This is a genomic window from Bacillus sp. FSL K6-2869, assembly GCF_040869405.1.
Lineage (GTDB): Bacteria > Bacillota > Bacilli > Bacillales > Bacillaceae > Bacillus > Bacillus altitudinis.
This window is the reverse complement of record NZ_CP152035.1, coordinates 2229187-2243640: the sequence shown is the minus strand read 5'-3', so window position 1 is coordinate 2243640 and position 14454 is coordinate 2229187. Positions and strand designations below refer to the sequence as shown.

General features: G+C 39.8%; 19 protein-coding genes. 15 read left to right on the top strand and 4 right to left on the bottom strand.

Translation table 11 applies throughout. From position 1 onward, the window contains the following. Positions 1–138 precede the first annotated feature (138 nt). Positions 139–588: a YfmQ family protein gene (locus MHI58_RS11540; protein ID WP_024718948.1), complete on the bottom strand. Its 450-nt coding sequence runs from the start codon at positions 586–588 to the stop codon at positions 139–141. Between the two features lie 282 nt (positions 589–870). Between MHI58_RS11540 and MHI58_RS11535 the strand changes: the two genes are divergently transcribed. After that, positions 871–1350, top strand: coding sequence for a GNAT family N-acetyltransferase (locus MHI58_RS11535; RefSeq protein WP_007501073.1), 480 nt, complete (start codon positions 871–873; stop codon positions 1348–1350). Continuing rightward, positions 1347–2321, top strand: coding sequence for a GNAT family N-acetyltransferase (locus tag MHI58_RS11530; protein WP_045034342.1), 975 nt, complete (start codon positions 1347–1349; stop codon positions 2319–2321). Before MHI58_RS11535 ends, MHI58_RS11530 begins: the two co-directional genes overlap by 4 nt. Before the next feature lie 17 nt (positions 2322–2338). Here MHI58_RS11530 and MHI58_RS11525 read toward each other — a convergent pair whose 3' ends face one another. Beyond that, a complete protein-coding gene (locus MHI58_RS11525; RefSeq protein WP_025207575.1) occupies positions 2339–3046 on the bottom strand; it encodes an expansin EXLX1 family cellulose-binding protein in 708 nt (235 codons plus the stop codon). Positions 3047–3258: 212 nt separating this feature from the next. On the opposite strand from MHI58_RS11525, the gene MHI58_RS11520 reads away from it, so the two are divergent. The 3 genes from MHI58_RS11520 to MHI58_RS11510 all read left to right on the top strand — a co-directional run bounded on the left by MHI58_RS11520 (position 3259) and on the right by MHI58_RS11510 (position 5400). After that, the gene (locus MHI58_RS11520) at positions 3259–3585 is read left to right on the top strand and encodes an iron-sulfur cluster biosynthesis family protein (protein ID WP_024718944.1); all 327 of its coding nucleotides are present in this window, start codon (positions 3259–3261) and stop codon (positions 3583–3585) included. Positions 3586–3597: 12 nt separating this feature from the next. Then, positions 3598–3837, top strand: coding sequence for a YqkC family protein (locus MHI58_RS11515; protein ID WP_008343836.1), 240 nt, complete (start codon positions 3598–3600; stop codon positions 3835–3837). A 300-nt stretch (positions 3838–4137) separates the two neighbouring features. Then, entirely contained in the window at positions 4138–5400 is a 1263-nt protein-coding gene (locus tag MHI58_RS11510; RefSeq protein ID WP_025207573.1) for a tetratricopeptide repeat protein, read from the top strand. 24 nt (positions 5401–5424) lie between these two features. Here the strand turns inward: MHI58_RS11510 and MHI58_RS11505 are convergent, their stop codons facing one another. After that, entirely contained in the window at positions 5425–6354 is a 930-nt protein-coding gene (locus MHI58_RS11505; RefSeq protein WP_082055570.1) for an alpha/beta hydrolase, read from the bottom strand. A gap of 119 nt (positions 6355–6473) precedes the next feature. Here MHI58_RS11505 and MHI58_RS11500 point away from each other — a divergent pair, with 119 nt between their 5' ends. Continuing rightward, on the top strand, positions 6474–6698 hold the full coding sequence (locus tag MHI58_RS11500; RefSeq protein ID WP_045034340.1) for a YqkE family protein: 225 nt from the start codon (positions 6474–6476) through the stop codon (positions 6696–6698). A gap of 175 nt (positions 6699–6873) precedes the next feature. On the opposite strand, the gene MHI58_RS11495 is transcribed toward MHI58_RS11500, so the two are convergent. Further along, on the bottom strand, positions 6874–7800 hold the full coding sequence (locus MHI58_RS11495; RefSeq protein ID WP_008343842.1) for an aldo/keto reductase: 927 nt from the start codon (positions 7798–7800) through the stop codon (positions 6874–6876). A 168-nt stretch (positions 7801–7968) separates the two neighbouring features. Here MHI58_RS11495 and MHI58_RS11490 point away from each other — a divergent pair, with 168 nt between their 5' ends. The 9 genes from MHI58_RS11490 to xerD all read left to right on the top strand — a co-directional run bounded on the left by MHI58_RS11490 (position 7969) and on the right by xerD (position 14451). Continuing rightward, positions 7969–8526, top strand: coding sequence for an NUDIX hydrolase (locus tag MHI58_RS11490; RefSeq protein ID WP_039165835.1), 558 nt, complete (start codon positions 7969–7971; stop codon positions 8524–8526). Next, the gene (locus MHI58_RS11485) at positions 8523–9704 is read left to right on the top strand and encodes a TIGR00375 family protein (RefSeq protein WP_045034339.1); all 1182 of its coding nucleotides are present in this window, start codon (positions 8523–8525) and stop codon (positions 9702–9704) included. The genes MHI58_RS11490 and MHI58_RS11485 overlap by 4 nt, the downstream gene beginning before the upstream one ends. Next, positions 9691–10143 carry a GNAT family N-acetyltransferase gene (locus MHI58_RS11480; RefSeq protein WP_008343848.1) on the top strand — a complete coding sequence of 151 codons (453 nt, stop codon included), beginning with the start codon at positions 9691–9693 and terminating at the stop codon, positions 10141–10143. The genes MHI58_RS11485 and MHI58_RS11480 overlap by 14 nt, the downstream gene beginning before the upstream one ends. Positions 10144–10410: 267 nt before the next feature. After that, complete coding sequence (locus MHI58_RS11475; RefSeq protein ID WP_024718937.1) at positions 10411–10632, top strand: hypothetical protein; 222 nt, start codon at positions 10411–10413, stop codon at positions 10630–10632. A 111-nt stretch (positions 10633–10743) separates the two neighbouring features. After that, positions 10744–11874, top strand: coding sequence for a S8 family peptidase (locus MHI58_RS11470; RefSeq protein ID WP_024718936.1), 1131 nt, complete (start codon positions 10744–10746; stop codon positions 11872–11874). Positions 11875–11990: 116 nt separating this feature from the next. Beyond that, on the top strand, positions 11991–12635 hold the full coding sequence (gene spoIIM, locus MHI58_RS11465) for a stage II sporulation protein M (RefSeq protein ID WP_017367532.1): 645 nt from the start codon (positions 11991–11993) through the stop codon (positions 12633–12635). Between the two features lie 121 nt (positions 12636–12756). Further along, positions 12757–13209, top strand: a complete 453-nt coding sequence (gene fur / locus MHI58_RS11460; protein ID WP_003215577.1) for a ferric iron uptake transcriptional regulator — start codon at positions 12757–12759, stop codon at positions 13207–13209. Positions 13210–13326: 117 nt separating this feature from the next. Next, positions 13327–13554 (top strand): YqzK family protein, encoded by a 228-nt coding sequence (locus tag MHI58_RS11455; RefSeq protein WP_008344420.1) that lies wholly within the window; start codon positions 13327–13329, stop codon positions 13552–13554. A 6-nt stretch (positions 13555–13560) separates the two neighbouring features. Continuing rightward, positions 13561–14451, top strand: coding sequence for a site-specific tyrosine recombinase XerD (gene xerD / locus MHI58_RS11450; protein WP_007501057.1), 891 nt, complete (start codon positions 13561–13563; stop codon positions 14449–14451). Positions 14452–14454 lie beyond the last annotated feature (3 nt).

Below are 14454 nucleotides of genomic sequence, written 5' to 3'. Positions count from 1 at the left end.
ACTTCACCTCTAGGAACGTATGTTCTGTATCTATTGTAAACAACATGAGGTGAAATTCATACTGGTAAATCATTCAAAAGCTGTCCATACAAAAAAGACGAAGTGGTGAACACTTCGTCTCGTCTGCTGCAACGATTGTTAGGCATGTGCCATGTTGTGGAATGTTTGGAGCGGTTCAGAACGCAGACGATAAGCCATCAGCTTTTTCTTTGGCTTATGTGTAAACTGCCGAACCACATCCACATGGTCATCATAATGGAACAGATAAAGGGTGACATCATGTTTCCCATGCTTTGTTTGCATAGTAAGCGGCGCTGGCCCTTCATTCGGATGAAGAAAGCGTTCTTCATCACCAGGGTAAATATAATAGCGTTCAATAAAGATCGCATCATTAAAATGTTGAATGATTTCAGATGCTCGCTGCTCATCAAGCGAACGACCTTGAAAAGTAATATTTGTTTGCTCACTTGTTACTTTAGCATGTACGGCGTAGCGGCTAAAAAGGCGCTCAACAACACCAGAGGGCAAAGAGGTGACAAGCAGCTTTAAAAGACTAAATACAACAAGCGAAATAACAACCCAAACCAATCTCATCATCTCCAATAAACATTTGTACCATTTCCTATATGAACCATCTTAACATAACAAATGAATGAAACTTTCGCACAAAAAGTGAACTTTTTGAAATAAGTGTGAAGATTTAAAAGGAGATGACGGCTGAAAGACGAAGAACCAACAAGTGAATATGAAAAAAGACAGGCATACTGTCTTTACAACCATTTGATCAGACAGTAGACTATTGAAACAATCGCATTTTTGAGAAAAAACGAATCAAAGGAAAGCCAAAATGGAAAAAGGGGCGAGGCCATCATGATACGTCAAGTGAAACCGTCAGATTTTTACGCAGTCACATCCGTCATTCAAAGCTGGTGGGGAGGCAGAGATTTGCGTGCAAAATTGCCAAAGCTCTTTTTTGAACATTTCCAGCAAACAAGTTTTGTTGTCGTTGAAAAGGGAGAGCTGATCGGCTTTTTGGTTGGCTTTTTATCGCAATCTCATTCGGATGAAGCCTATATTCACTTTGTTGGCGTCCACCCAGATCACCGTAAATTAAAGATAGGTAAAATCCTCTATCAAGCTTTTTATGAAGCGGCTGAAAAGGAAGGAAGAACAACCATTAAAGCTGTCACAGCTCCTATCAATAAAGTCTCCATTGCTTACCATACAAAACTTGGGTTTCAGATAGAAAAGGGAGATAAAACAGTAGATGGCATCTCAGTCTTTTCAGATTACGATGGCATTCATGAAGACCGTGTGTTATTTGTGAAGAAGCTGGAGGCAATGAAATGATTGTTCATTTAGATCACACAATAAGTGATGTAGCAAAGCAGATCTTACATATTCAACTAGCTGCATACCAACAAGAAGCTGAACAAATTGGCTATGCTGATCTTCCGCCATTAAAAGAGACCATTCAAGATGTCATGAAAGCAAAAGAGCAATTTATTGGTTTTGAGCAAAATGATCTCTTATTAGGTGTAGTCTCTTATGAAGAGCTAAAAGATTGTTTGATCATTAGTCGATTGGCTGTGCATCCAAAAGCGCTAAAGCAGGGAATTGGAACAAGACTTATGTCCACAATCATAGAGAAGAATGTGCCGATAGAACTGACCACAGGGCAAGAAAACACCCCTGCAAAAAGGCTATATGAAAAATTAGGGTTTTTTGAAACAAATGTCATTCATGTGGAAAAAGAGCTCACCCTATCAAAAATGAAATGGACACCGCGACGCAAGGTTGAGGTTGTCGAATTCAAAAAAGAATGGCATGAAGAATTCCGTCAAGAAAAGCAGCGACTCAAGCAAATCATTCAAAAAAGCTGGATAGAAGGATACCATATAGGCAGCACGTCAGTTTCAGGACTTGTTGCCAAACCAATTATAGATATATTAATAGAAGTAAGCGATATAGAAGAGATTGATAGAAAAAAAGAGAGATTTGAACACCTTGGATACGAAGCGCTCGGTGAAAATGGTATAAAAGGGAGACGTTTTTTTCAAAAGGGTGGCTTGAATCGTACGCATCATGTCCATGTGTATGAAAGGAATCATCCTGATGTAAAAAGACATTTATTGTTTCGAGATTACTTAAGACTCCACCCAGAACGATCTGAAGCGTATGCGTCTGTCAAGGAACAATTAGCAAAACAGTATCCGGAAGATATACAAAGCTATATGGCGGGAAAGAATGAAATCATAAAAGAAATAGAAAATGAGGCATATCGCTGGGATAAAGAAGGAAGAGAGGGAGCTCTTAAATAAGCTGCCTCTTCATCTCGTTAATTAGGAAACTGAACATTGCCTTTTACAATATAGGCCTGTGAAGCAGCAGTAGATGGAAGAGCGGGTAATTGATCCTTTACTATGACCCCGCGAATATCTGTGATTCGAACAGGAAGAGATGTAGACCCCATATGAAAGCCAAGGAAATGGTTGTAGTCTGTCTTTTCCATGTTCACCCATTGTCCATCTTTGTAATATTCCATTTTCATAACCGGATATTTATGATTGCGCACTTGAATCGCAGCCCACCACTCACTGCTACCTTCTTTTATTCTGTAAGCTACATTTCCGCTAATCGGTGCTTTTATAATTTTCCAACTAATCGGGATTTTTCCATCTTCCATATTGCCAATTTTGGTAAAGGCATTAGGAGAAAGATCAAGAGCTCCTTTTGCTCCTTCTGGATATTTATCGGTTACATATACAACGGTTTTTCCTTTTGGCCCCGTTACTTCAAGGTAAGCCCCTGCAAGTGCCGCATTTACTCCTTTATAGTTATAGTCATGGGGATTTAAAGCCGTAATTTTCATGTCAGATGGAATAGGATCTAATAAAGCCGCGCCCCCTGAGTAACCAGATCCCGTATAAGTCGCATAGCTTTCTCGTACTTCATCAAGGATAGATGCCGCTTTCATGTTGGGCATAGTGAAACTCAACATCAATATCAGCGCCCCGATAAAGCAGAGAGATAATCTTTTTTTCACGATCTAAAACCTCCTGTTTCTTCTTTTAAAATGGATAGCGTCATCAGTATAAATCTAAAAAACAGGATGCAGAAAGAGCCAATAGATAGATATAATCATAGTGAGAAGAGGGTGTATTTCAAAGAGTGTGACTTTCGGATTTAGTCGTGTGTCATGTTTTATGGTGTTTTATGTGTTACAATGTAAGCATCAATTTAAAAAGGATGTTCGCCATGTATATTCACATCACAGAACTGGCTAAAACGTATATTGAAAAACAGCAAACAGGAAACGAAACGAAGGAGTTACTGCTTCGCTACGATTCAGAAGGTTGTGGCTGTGCAGTGAGTGGCGTACCGATGCTTTGGTTAACAAGTGAAAGAACAGGTGAATGGGAACCACTTAAAAATAGCCAACATTTAAAACTATATATACACACAGCACAAAAGGTGTTTTTTGACGAGGAAATGACGATTGATTTTAATGAAAAAGCCAATACACTTATGTTGAAAAGTCCTCAACAAATACTCAGCCCGAGAATGGGTATACTTGTAAAGTAAGGTGGAAAAGTAGTGGATCAAAAGCTGAAAGTGATACAAAATACGGCACAAAATAAAACGTGGGTGTCGTTTTTAAATAATAATCATCCATATAGCCTTTTGCACTGGTCAATCGGTGGAATGGATTCAGTAAAAAAGGACGTCTGGCTTCTCCAAGATGAAGTCACATTTGAAACGGAAGAATTTCCAACGCTTGAATTAGCAGTCAGTTGGATAAAAGAGAATATGGAACACGTAACAGATGTGTTATAAGCCCTTTGCTGAAGAGGGCTTTTTTTGTGCCATCATCATCTCATCAAACAGGAGAACTGTCTAATTTGAAAAATGAGATTTTTCAACGATAAAAAGTCATTTTTAACAAACATTTCGACAAAATGAGAAAAATAGAAAGAGAAAAATAGAGACTGTAAATGCCGAAAAATCGGCAATGGAAGCGGTTATTGCGGGATACCGAAAACTTTACGAAAAACGACATTTCATATTTCTTCCATTCGAGGAAATATGATAGAATACAACATGTATCGTACATGAGGAGGGAGGTGCTAAGGTGAATTGAAGCTCAAGCTGTCATCGCCTCAGGTTGGAATCAAAATAAATGAATGGTATAGGCAGATTTGCGGATTTCATGTCATGAAAGCAGAGAAGCTAAAGGCCGAGATCGAGCAGGAAATCCTTGAGATGGAGCAAGATCAGAACTTGCTGCTTTTTTACCAGCTGATGGATTTTCGACATAAGGTCATGCTTGAATATTTTGAACCGGCAAAAAAAGCCTCGAATGATGAGGAGATTAAGAAGCTTCTAGAAACAATTGAACATTCGCAGAACAAATTAACAGATATGCTTGAATATTATGTTCATTTTTTTACAGGGATGTTTGAATTTGAACAGAGAAACTATTTGAGCGCCATTGCTTATTACCGTTCCGCAGAAAAAAAGCTCAATCTCATATCAGATGATATAGAAAGAGCAGAATTTTATTTTAAATTAGCAGAAATATACTACCACATGAAACAAACCCACTTTTCGATGCACTATGCTTTGCAAGCGTTAGATACGTACTCTGCCTACAGAACGTACACGCTGAGAATCATCCACTGTGAATTTGTCATCGGTGCAAACTATGATGATTTGAAATGCTATGAACATGCATTGCCCTACTTTAAAAATGCTCTAAAGCGAGCACGCTCAATTGGAAACCCTCGAGTCATAGGTTCGGCCCTTTTCAACTTAGGTAACTGCTATTACCAAATGAACGATCTTGCTACAGCAAGTCGCTATCTCAAAGACTCTCTTGAAGTGTTTGAAAAGGAGAATTTAACCCATCTGAATCGCTCTCTAGACCCACTATTTATGCTGACCCAAATCCTGTTTAAACAAAAACAAATAGAAGAGTCGTTAACCCTCTATCAACAAGGTATTATGAAAGCCTGTGAATTAGAAGATGAAATTTACATCTGCAAGTTTCAGTTTTTAAAAGCATTATACGTTGATGCAGAAATAAAAATCATAGACGATACATTAGATTTGTTGGAGGACAAGCGTTTATACCCAGATATTGAGGAACTGGCACTTGATGCGGCTCATTATTATAATGAGCTTGGATTATTTGAAGTTTCTACCCGGTATTACGAAAGGAAAATTCAAGCCATATCAAAAATTCAAAATGGAGGTCATTTATATGAAAATGAGTTTGATAGTTCTTTTATTGGCAGCAACTGCAGGGTTATCGGTCATGAGTCAGCAGCAATCGGAAGAGAGCCATATGGAGCTGGCGGGCAGACACCATACAACAGTGGTGACTATCGTATAAGTTAGCAAAAAGAGGAGACGAACGGCTGTTCATTCTCCTCTTTCATTTTGATTGAAGTGAAATGCTTCCAGAAATGCTTCGACCTCTTGTTCATAGACTTCCTTATTGTCACTATAAGACATCGCATGCGCACCATGTGGCGCAATAAATAGCCGTTTATCACCTTTTTTGCGTGCGTATAACTGCTCGCTTTGCTCACAAGGGATATAGTCATCATGGAGGCTATGAATAAAAAGGATAGGTTCTTTCACCTGATCGATTACATCAAGTGGAGAAACTTGCCGAATGCTGTATCCGTCCCGCCATTTCAACACTTGATCACTTAGTGGAAGAATCCACTGTCCTGAAAGACGAAAATCTGTTTTTAATCGATACAGAAGCTGATCCTCAAAAGAAGCAAAAGGACAATCAGCGATGTAAAAATTGGCGTTTGCATCCGGTTTTGCAGCATATAATAAAGTTGTGACTGCGCCCATCGATTCTCCGTGTATCCCAATGATTGCTTTTTCCCCAAGCCTTTTTCTCAGCCACTTGACGACTTGAGCCAAATCTTCTTTTTCATAATATCCATAGCTCGTTGTTTTTCCGCCGCTCATCCCATGTCTTCTATGATCATAAAGCAGTACATTCCATCCAAGCTTTTGGAATAATTTCATATACTTCACGGAATTGATCAAACTGACTGTAACCCCGTGACAAAGAACGATGGTGCGTGTTGTATGAGGGAGCGGTACAAAATAGCCATGAAGATCATAACCAAATGTTGAAGGAATACAAACTTTCTCTTTTTGCAGCTGTTGAAACTCCTCGTGATGATAGTGCCCTTCATCTGATTCTCGTTTGATGAGCTCTTCATCCGTTAATTTTCGTATATACATCATTTTATTGGTAAAAAAAATGCCGATTGCAGCGAGTGGAAATAATACCAAGGCGAGTATAGCGAGCCATTTCTTCTTCAAGCTGATTCTTCCTTTCCGAAGGGTTTCTATGAAGATCATACCACATGTTGGGAGTTTGGCGTGACTCTTGCTGAGCAAATAAAACGGATGATACACTAAAGCAAAAGGAGAGAGGCAAAGTGAAAAAGATCAATCAAGATCAAGCAAAGCTAAAGGACGGCATAAAGGATGATGTGAAACAGCAGCTCCTTCAAATGAAGCAGAATCTGGCCGCCGAGACAGAAAAAAGAGAAGAACAAAAACGACAAGACCTCCTTCGGCAACAGAAAGAAAAAGAAAAAAATAAAAGCTTCTCAGAGCTGCTAGATGAAAGTCATTTAGACTGGAGAAAGTATAAAAGTTAAAAAAGGGAGCTACGATGCTCCCTTTTTTATGTTATATCATTGAGATGAATACATACTACATGAGCCTGAGAGAAAACACGTCTAACTCCCTCGTATCACTTCATTTCAGAATCGCACCAATAGGGTTGTACATTAAAACAAAACATAAGTGGCAAGCTGTTCTTCCATTTGTATTCTATTGATTCAAACGATGCGTCTCATACACAGACTGTTTTGTGAAATATGACAAAGCTTTTACTTCTTGGTCGCTTAATGAACGTGCATTTGCCGCTGCCACATTTTCTTTTAACTGTTTCACCGAGCTTGCGCCAAAAACAACAGAGCTGACTGCAGAATGCTTGAGCAAGTATTGAATGGACAGCTCTGTCAGTGATAGGTCATAAGCGACTTTCTTTAACGAAGGAATGATTTGCTGGAGCTCTTCAAATGAATATTCAAGATACCCGTTCTTTTGAATCGCCGCACTTGCTTGCGAAAGGGGTTTTTCAGTTAATAATCCTTTTGCTAAAGGACCTCTTGCCACGACACTAATGCTTTGTTCTTCAAGAAGAGAGAACCATTCTTCTGGGCGGCGGTCGAGTAAACTATATTGCATCATCACACTCACGATATTTGATTTTTTGGCGTATTCTTTAATGACATTCGGACGGATCGACGATATGCCGTAATAGCGAATGACACCTTCTTCAACCAATTCTTCAAATGCCTCGATGGTTTCGTCAATTGGATCGTCAATTGTGCCGCCATGCAATTGATATAAATCAATATAATCTGTTTGAAGTCGTTTCAGGCTTTGTTTCACTGCCTCTTTTATATATGCTTTTGAAGGATCCCAGTCCCAGCCAGGTTTGCCTTTTTCAAAGCGGTTGCCGCCTTTAGTGGCCAAAATCAAATCTTGGCGTCTGTTCTTAATGGCTTCCCCGACGATTTCCTCATTTGTTCCAAAATCATATAAATCAGCTGTATCCAAATAGTTAATCCCAAGATCAATGGCTTCATCTAATAAAGAGAGCGCTTTTTCTTTTTCAGTCCCAAGGGACATACATCCTAGTGCCGCCTCACTAACCAAGAGATCAGAGGTGCCAATTCGTCTTTTTTTCAATTCAATCACACTCCTATCCTTTCACATTAAGTGAAACAATTCTGGAATTCAAGCTAGGTGATTTCAAAAGGCGCATTGAAGTAGGCATCCGCATTTTGGCTTCTCCTAAAACATCTATGTTAAAATGAATGAAGTAAAAAGTGAAAGTAGAACGAGGAGCTGACAAAATTGAAGGACTTTGAAGAAAAAACATTATCGTCAAAAACATTATATAACGGAAAAATCATTGACTTGGTTCTTGAAGATGTAGAATTGCCGAACGGAAAACCAGGCAAACGCGAAATCATTAAACATCCAGGTGCAGTAGCAGTCATTGCACGTACAGACGAAAATAAAATCATTTTGGTCAAACAATACCGTAAAGCACTGGAGAGAGCCATCGTTGAGATTCCGGCTGGAAAATTAGAAAAAGGAGAAGAGCCGGCACATACAGCACTGAGAGAATTGGAAGAGGAGACAGGCTATACAACTCAGGAGCTCCAAAAGCTGACCGCTTTTTATACATCACCAGGGTTTGCGGATGAAATTGTTCATATCTACCTTGCCGATCAGCTGGTCCCGCTTGAAGAGAAACGAGAGCTGGATGAGGATGAATTTGTCGAAGTGATGGAAGTTTCATTAGAAGAAGCGCTGCACCTTATCGAAAAACAGCATATTTATGATGCAAAAACAGCCTATGCCATTCAATACTTACAATTGCAAGAGGTACTTAAGTCTACAAAATGAGGGAATTCTTTGCAGATATCCATATTCATATTGGTCGAACAAGAACAGGCAGGGCTGTCAAAATTACAGGTGCAAGGTCACTGACCATTGACCAAATTCTCATTGAAGCGTCTCAAAGTAAAGGGATGGGGATGATTGGTGTGATTGATGCACAATCTCCTGAAGTACTAGAAGAATTGATAGAAGGTGTAGAGGAAGGCACTTACACTGAACTAAGCGATGGCGGTTTATCATTTGGAAAGACCGTTTTGCTTTTAGGCAGTGAGCTAGAAATCAATGATGACCAATCAAAAGGTCCGATTCATGTGCTTGCCTTTATGCCCACGCTTCGCAAAATGTCTGAGTTTTCCGCATGGCTTTCTCTTCATATGAAAAATGTGCATTTGAGTTCACAGCGGTTATATGTGGATGGGAGAACGCTTCAGCATAAGGTGAAGGAACTAGGGGGATTATTTATTCCTGCCCATATTTTTACGCCGCATAAAAGTTTATACGGCAAAGGGGTCAATACGTCTTTAACCGAAGTATTCGATCCAGAACTCATTGATGCTGTTGAGCTTGGCCTTAGCTGTGATACGTCTATGGCCTCCCAGCTAAGTGAGCTAAACCGCTATCCTTTTTTAACAAATTCAGATGCCCATTCTTTAGGGAAAATTGCGCGGGAATATACTAAGATCCGAATGGATCATGCCTCCTTTGCTGAATTCGAGCTAGCGCTTCAAGGAAAAGATGGCAGAAACATCACTGGAAATTATGGGCTCGCTCCGCGGCTCGGAAAGTATTATCATACGACCTGTGAGAAATGCGGGGTAAGACCTTACAGTCAGGAGCAAGAACAGTGCCAAGCATGCGGTCATACCCGAATGACAAAAGGGGTGAGTGAGCGGTTAAAGGAGCTTGCTGACCAAGAAAGTGACAAAGGAATAAGGCCTCCTTATGTTCACCAGCTTCCCCTTCAATTTATTCCAGGTGTTGGAGCCAAAACGTTAGAAAAGTTAAAAGCTGTCTTTCATACAGAGATGAATATTCTTCATCAAGCAACAGAACAAGAATTAAAAGCGGTCCTGCCTGAGAAAACAGCCGATTACATCATCAAAGCAAGAAGAGGTGAAGTTGGACTGATCGCTGGCGGAGGCGGGGTCTACGGTAAGGTGGATATCAATCATGAATCAACTTAAATGGACATGTCACACATTTGAACAACTGTCTAAAGAGGACCTTTACCTGATTTTAATGGAAAGAGTGAATGTGTTTGTTGTAGAACAAACATGTCCTTATCCTGAAATTGATCATCGTGATCAAGAGGCGCTGCATGTAATCGCCAAAGAGAACGGCACGATTGTGGCTTATTGCCGCATTTTCCAAAGCGGGATCATGTACAAAGAGGCATCCATTGGCCGTGTCCTTGTGACGAAGACCGGCCGAAAAAAAGGTTACGGGAAGATCCTGCTCGATCAGGCGATAAAAAAGCTCAGTGAATTAGGCGAAACAAAGATTAAAATCCAAGCACAGGCTTATTTGAAATCGTTCTACGAATCGTTTGGCTTCGAAGCTGTCTCAGATTGTTATGATGAGGATGGAATTCCGCATCTTGATATGGTGAGAAAAGAAAGATAGGCGTGTCTACGTCTATCTCAGCGTGTAGACAAACCCTCGCATTCTTTGTCAGTCCTTCGCTCCGGTGCTCACGAATGTCATATTCGCTCCGCGCCAGTGCTCGTCCTTCCTAGACTGCAAAGGTTTTCTATCACGCTGAAAAGAAGACAAAAGGCTAAAATCAAGTACATTTTAGCCTTTTGTCAACAATTTGAGATAGGCGTGTATACGTCTATCTTTTTTAGGTGCTTTCATGTATCATAACGACAACGAAAGGGGTTTTGCGAAATGGGAAAAAGCAAAGCAAAGAAAAAGAGAGAACACCTTCAAAGGCAGCACAGTCGAAATCCAGAACAATCGAGAGGAAATATACCGCATTTTAGTACACACGAAAGAAAGACAAAAACAAAACAAGAAGCCTTGCAGCATATGATGAAAAAACATAAAGGTAGGAATGCTTATGATCGCTATGAACAGGATCATAAGCATTTTTATTTTGCTTTTTTGTGACAAGTAGATCAAATAATTGGAAAAATTTTAAAAAATAGGACAAACGGTCGTTTCTTTTTGTCTAAAAATGTAGTTAAATGACAAAAAGAAATGAAAGGGAGAGTGGGTATCGTGAAGGTCAAATCATTTGGAGCAGGGCTTTGTATGGCAAGTATGCTGCTGGCATCGATGACATTCGGCGCATCAGATGTATCTGCAAAGGATCAAGCAAAAAAAGAGTATATGATCGGTTTTTCTTCTTCCGTTCAAGACAAAACACAAAAACAGCTTGTTGAAAAAGCTGGCGGTCATGTGAAAGAATCAATAGATAAAATAGATATGATGAAAGTTTCGTTGAACGAAGCATCAAAAGAAAAACTACATCAAGCAAAAGAAGTTACTTTTATTGAGGAAGACCAAAAAGCAAAAACAAGCGGTCAAAGCGTCCCTTATGGTATCAAAAGCATTAAAGCACAAAAGGTACATAAACGAGGATATGCCGGACAGAATGTCAAAGTAGCTGTTCTTGACAGTGGAATCGACGGCAAGCATGAAGATTTACATGTAACTGGTGGTGTCAGCTTTGTTCCAACAGAGTCCGATCCGCTCGTTGACCCGCATGAACACGGAACCCACGTTGCAGGCACGATCGCAGCTTTAGATAATAAGGTAGGCGTGGTTGGTGTGGCACCAAAAGCTTCGATCTATGCGGTGAAAGTGGCAGATGAAAATGGTGACGGCTACTATAGCTGGATCATTAAAGGCATTGAATGGGCGATTGAGAATGAAATGGATGTCATCAATATTAGTATGGGGGGAGCAAGTGAATCGGAGGCGCTGAAAGAAGCGGTCGATCGAGCATATGACAACGGGATTCTCATTGTCGCATCTGCAGGAAATGCTGGGAGTTACGGGTCACTTAATACGATAGATTACCCGGCCAAATACAGCTCTGTCATGGCAGTCGCATCTGTGGATCAACGAAAGCAAAGAGCCTTTGATTCCTCTGTTGGGGAAGAAGTGGAAGTATCAGCACCAGGCGTTTCAACATTAAGTACCATTCCTCATAACGAATATGGATATAAGAGTGGAACGTCTATGGCATCACCTCATGTAGCTGGTGCTGCGGCAGTCATTCTATCAAAACATCCGAATCTGACAAATGATGAATTGCGTGAAAGGCTGACAAAAACGGCAACAAAACTTGGCGAACCTTTTTATTATGGGGCTGGGCTTGTGAACGTACAAAAAGCTGCACGATAAAGGAAACGAGAAAGCAGTGTGCAGCTGCTTTCTCGTTTTTTCTTTTCATAAAACTGTCATGTTTCGTCTGCTCTCTCATAGAATCTAGTAACCTTTACTATTTGGGAGGAAGGCGCATGCGGAAAAAGTCTTGGAAAGAACATCTTCTTCAGCACGTGAAAGATCATTTATCGATTTATTTGTTTGTTTCTGTACTATTTTTAATGGGCGTCATTTTTGGAGCCATTATCGTCAATAGTATGACAATGAGTCAGAAAGAGGATTTATTCTACTATTTAAATCAATTTTTTGGTCAACTGACGAATGAGAAAGCAGCAGAATCAAAAGAAATGTTTTTGCAAAGCTTTTTGCATCATATGAAATATTTGGGCCTCATGTGGATACTCGGAATTTCCATCATTGGCCTGCCGCTTATTTTTCTGATGATCTTTTTAAAAGGGATTGTAGTTGGGTTTACTGTCGGTTTTTTGGTCAATCAAATGGGGCTTAGCGGTTTTTTTCTATCTTTTGTCTCGGTGCTTCCTCAAAATATCTTGCTCATTCCTGCGTATTTAGTGATCGGAACTTGTGCGATTGCGTTCTCCATTCGTTTAATTGGTCAGCTTTTTATGAAAAAAACCATCAGTCAAGCGCCAATCCATTGGTTTGGCCGGTATGCTTCTGTTCTACTGATGATTTTAACCCTCGCTGCTCTTTCGTCCTTTTTTGAATCATACTTATCATTCATGCTGATGAAAAAGCTGGCAGGTGTTCTGTTTTGATAATTTTATAATCGTTATTAAATAATAATCAATTTATTTATCAATTTAAAATGATTATAGTTGGCTCTCTGCACATCATTTGATATAATGATCAAGTAATGTGGCGTAGGAGGGAAAGTCAATGGAAAATCGGATTGATCGAATTAAGAAACAGCTTCATTCTTCCAGCTATAAGCTCACGCCACAGCGTGAAGCAACAGTAAGAGTACTGCTTGAGAATGAAGAAGACCATTTAAGTGCAGAAGATGTATACCTCCTCGTAAAAGAGAAGTCTCCTGAAATTGGTCTTGCTACTGTTTATCGGACGTTAGAATTGCTTACTGAACTGAAAGTTGTTGATAAAATTAACTTTGGAGACGGCGTTTCGCGATATGATCTTCGCAAAGAAGGAGCCGCCCACTTCCATCACCATCTTGTCTGTATGGAATGCGGAACAGTCGATGAGATAGAAGATGATTTATTAGAAGATGTTGAAGAGATTATTGAACGCGACTGGAAATTTAAAATTAAGGATCATAGATTGACATTCCATGGTATTTGCCACCGGTGTCATGATGATGAATCCGGCAAATAATCCGAATTGGAACCTTTTCATTCAAAATGAAAAGGTTTTTTGCATGTTCGCTGTATATTCCTTGTCCCACCTGGCATATGCTGAAGTAATGAGAACACGAGAAAGGACATGAAGAACATGCGAAAATGGCTCAAAACAACAGGTGAAGTAATGAAAGTATTTATCTTGTTCACTGGTTTTACCGTCCTGTTCTATTATGCTATGATATGGATAAATTCAGAATATGAAAGCTATCATCGTTATGATAAACCAGAAGGTGCAGCGATAAAAGTGATGGAAATGGATCAGCCGAAACAAGACAGCTGGCAGGATCGATTGATTTATTTTTATCAAAACGGGGAGTAGAAACCATTGAAGGATCAATTATCCGACTTTATTCATTTTATGACAGTAGAGAGAGGACTCTCTGAAAATACCATTGTCTCTTATAAAAGAGATTTACAGAACTATTTGTCTTTTTTAATGACGCATGAACAATTGACAGATGTAAAAGACGTCACACGCCTTCATATTATTCATTATTTAAAACAGTTAAAAGACGAGGGGAAATCGAGTAAAACGTCCGTCCGTCATCTATCATCGATACGCTCCTTTCATCAATTTTTGCTCCGTGAAAAAGTGACAACAGATGACCCGTCATGGAACATTGAATCACAAAAAACAGAGCGGAAATTACCGAAAGTTCTATCATTAGATGAGGTAGAAAAGCTGCTCGATACACCTAAGCAGCAAACACCATTTGACTACCGTGACAAAGCCATGCTCGAACTTTTATATGCAACAGGTATTCGCGTAAGTGAAATGCTTGATCTGACTCTTGCAGATGTGCATCTGACCATGGGGTTTATCCGCTGTTTTGGAAAAGGAAGAAAAGAGCGAATCGTGCCTATTGGTGAAGCTGCTGCAAGTGCGATTGAAGTGTATATAGAAAAAGGCAGAAACAAGCTGCTCAAAAAACAGCCGGCCGATGCCTTGTTTCTGAATCATCACGGAAAAAAAATGTCGCGGCAGGGCTTTTGGAAGAACTTAAAGAAACGAGCCATAGAAGCAGGTATTCAAAAAGAATTGACGCCTCATACGCTCAGACATTCATTTGCGACACATTTGCTTGAAAACGGTGCGGATCTTAGAGCCGTACAGGAAATGCTCGGACATGCCGATATTTCTACTACACAAATTTACACACATGTCACAAAAACAAGATTAAAAGACGTGTATCACAAATTCCATCCAAGGGCATAAGTA

Coding starts and splice junctions, on each gene's coding strand:
- spoIIM (WP_017367532.1), top strand. CDS start 11,991: ATGCGGAAAAAGTCTTGGAAAGAACATCTTCTTCAGCACGTGAAAGAT.
- MHI58_RS11520 (WP_024718944.1), top strand. CDS start 3,259: ATGTATATTCACATCACAGAACTGGCTAAAACGTATATTGAAAAACAG.
- MHI58_RS11455 (WP_008344420.1), top strand. CDS start 13,327: ATGCGAAAATGGCTCAAAACAACAGGTGAAGTAATGAAAGTATTTATC.
- MHI58_RS11480 (WP_008343848.1), top strand. CDS start 9,691: ATGAATCAACTTAAATGGACATGTCACACATTTGAACAACTGTCTAAA.
- MHI58_RS11530 (WP_045034342.1), top strand. CDS start 1,347: ATGATTGTTCATTTAGATCACACAATAAGTGATGTAGCAAAGCAGATC.
- MHI58_RS11535 (WP_007501073.1), top strand. CDS start 871: ATGATACGTCAAGTGAAACCGTCAGATTTTTACGCAGTCACATCCGTC.
- MHI58_RS11485 (WP_045034339.1), top strand. CDS start 8,523: ATGAGGGAATTCTTTGCAGATATCCATATTCATATTGGTCGAACAAGA.
- fur (WP_003215577.1), top strand. CDS start 12,757: ATGGAAAATCGGATTGATCGAATTAAGAAACAGCTTCATTCTTCCAGC.
- MHI58_RS11475 (WP_024718937.1), top strand. CDS start 10,411: ATGGGAAAAAGCAAAGCAAAGAAAAAGAGAGAACACCTTCAAAGGCAG.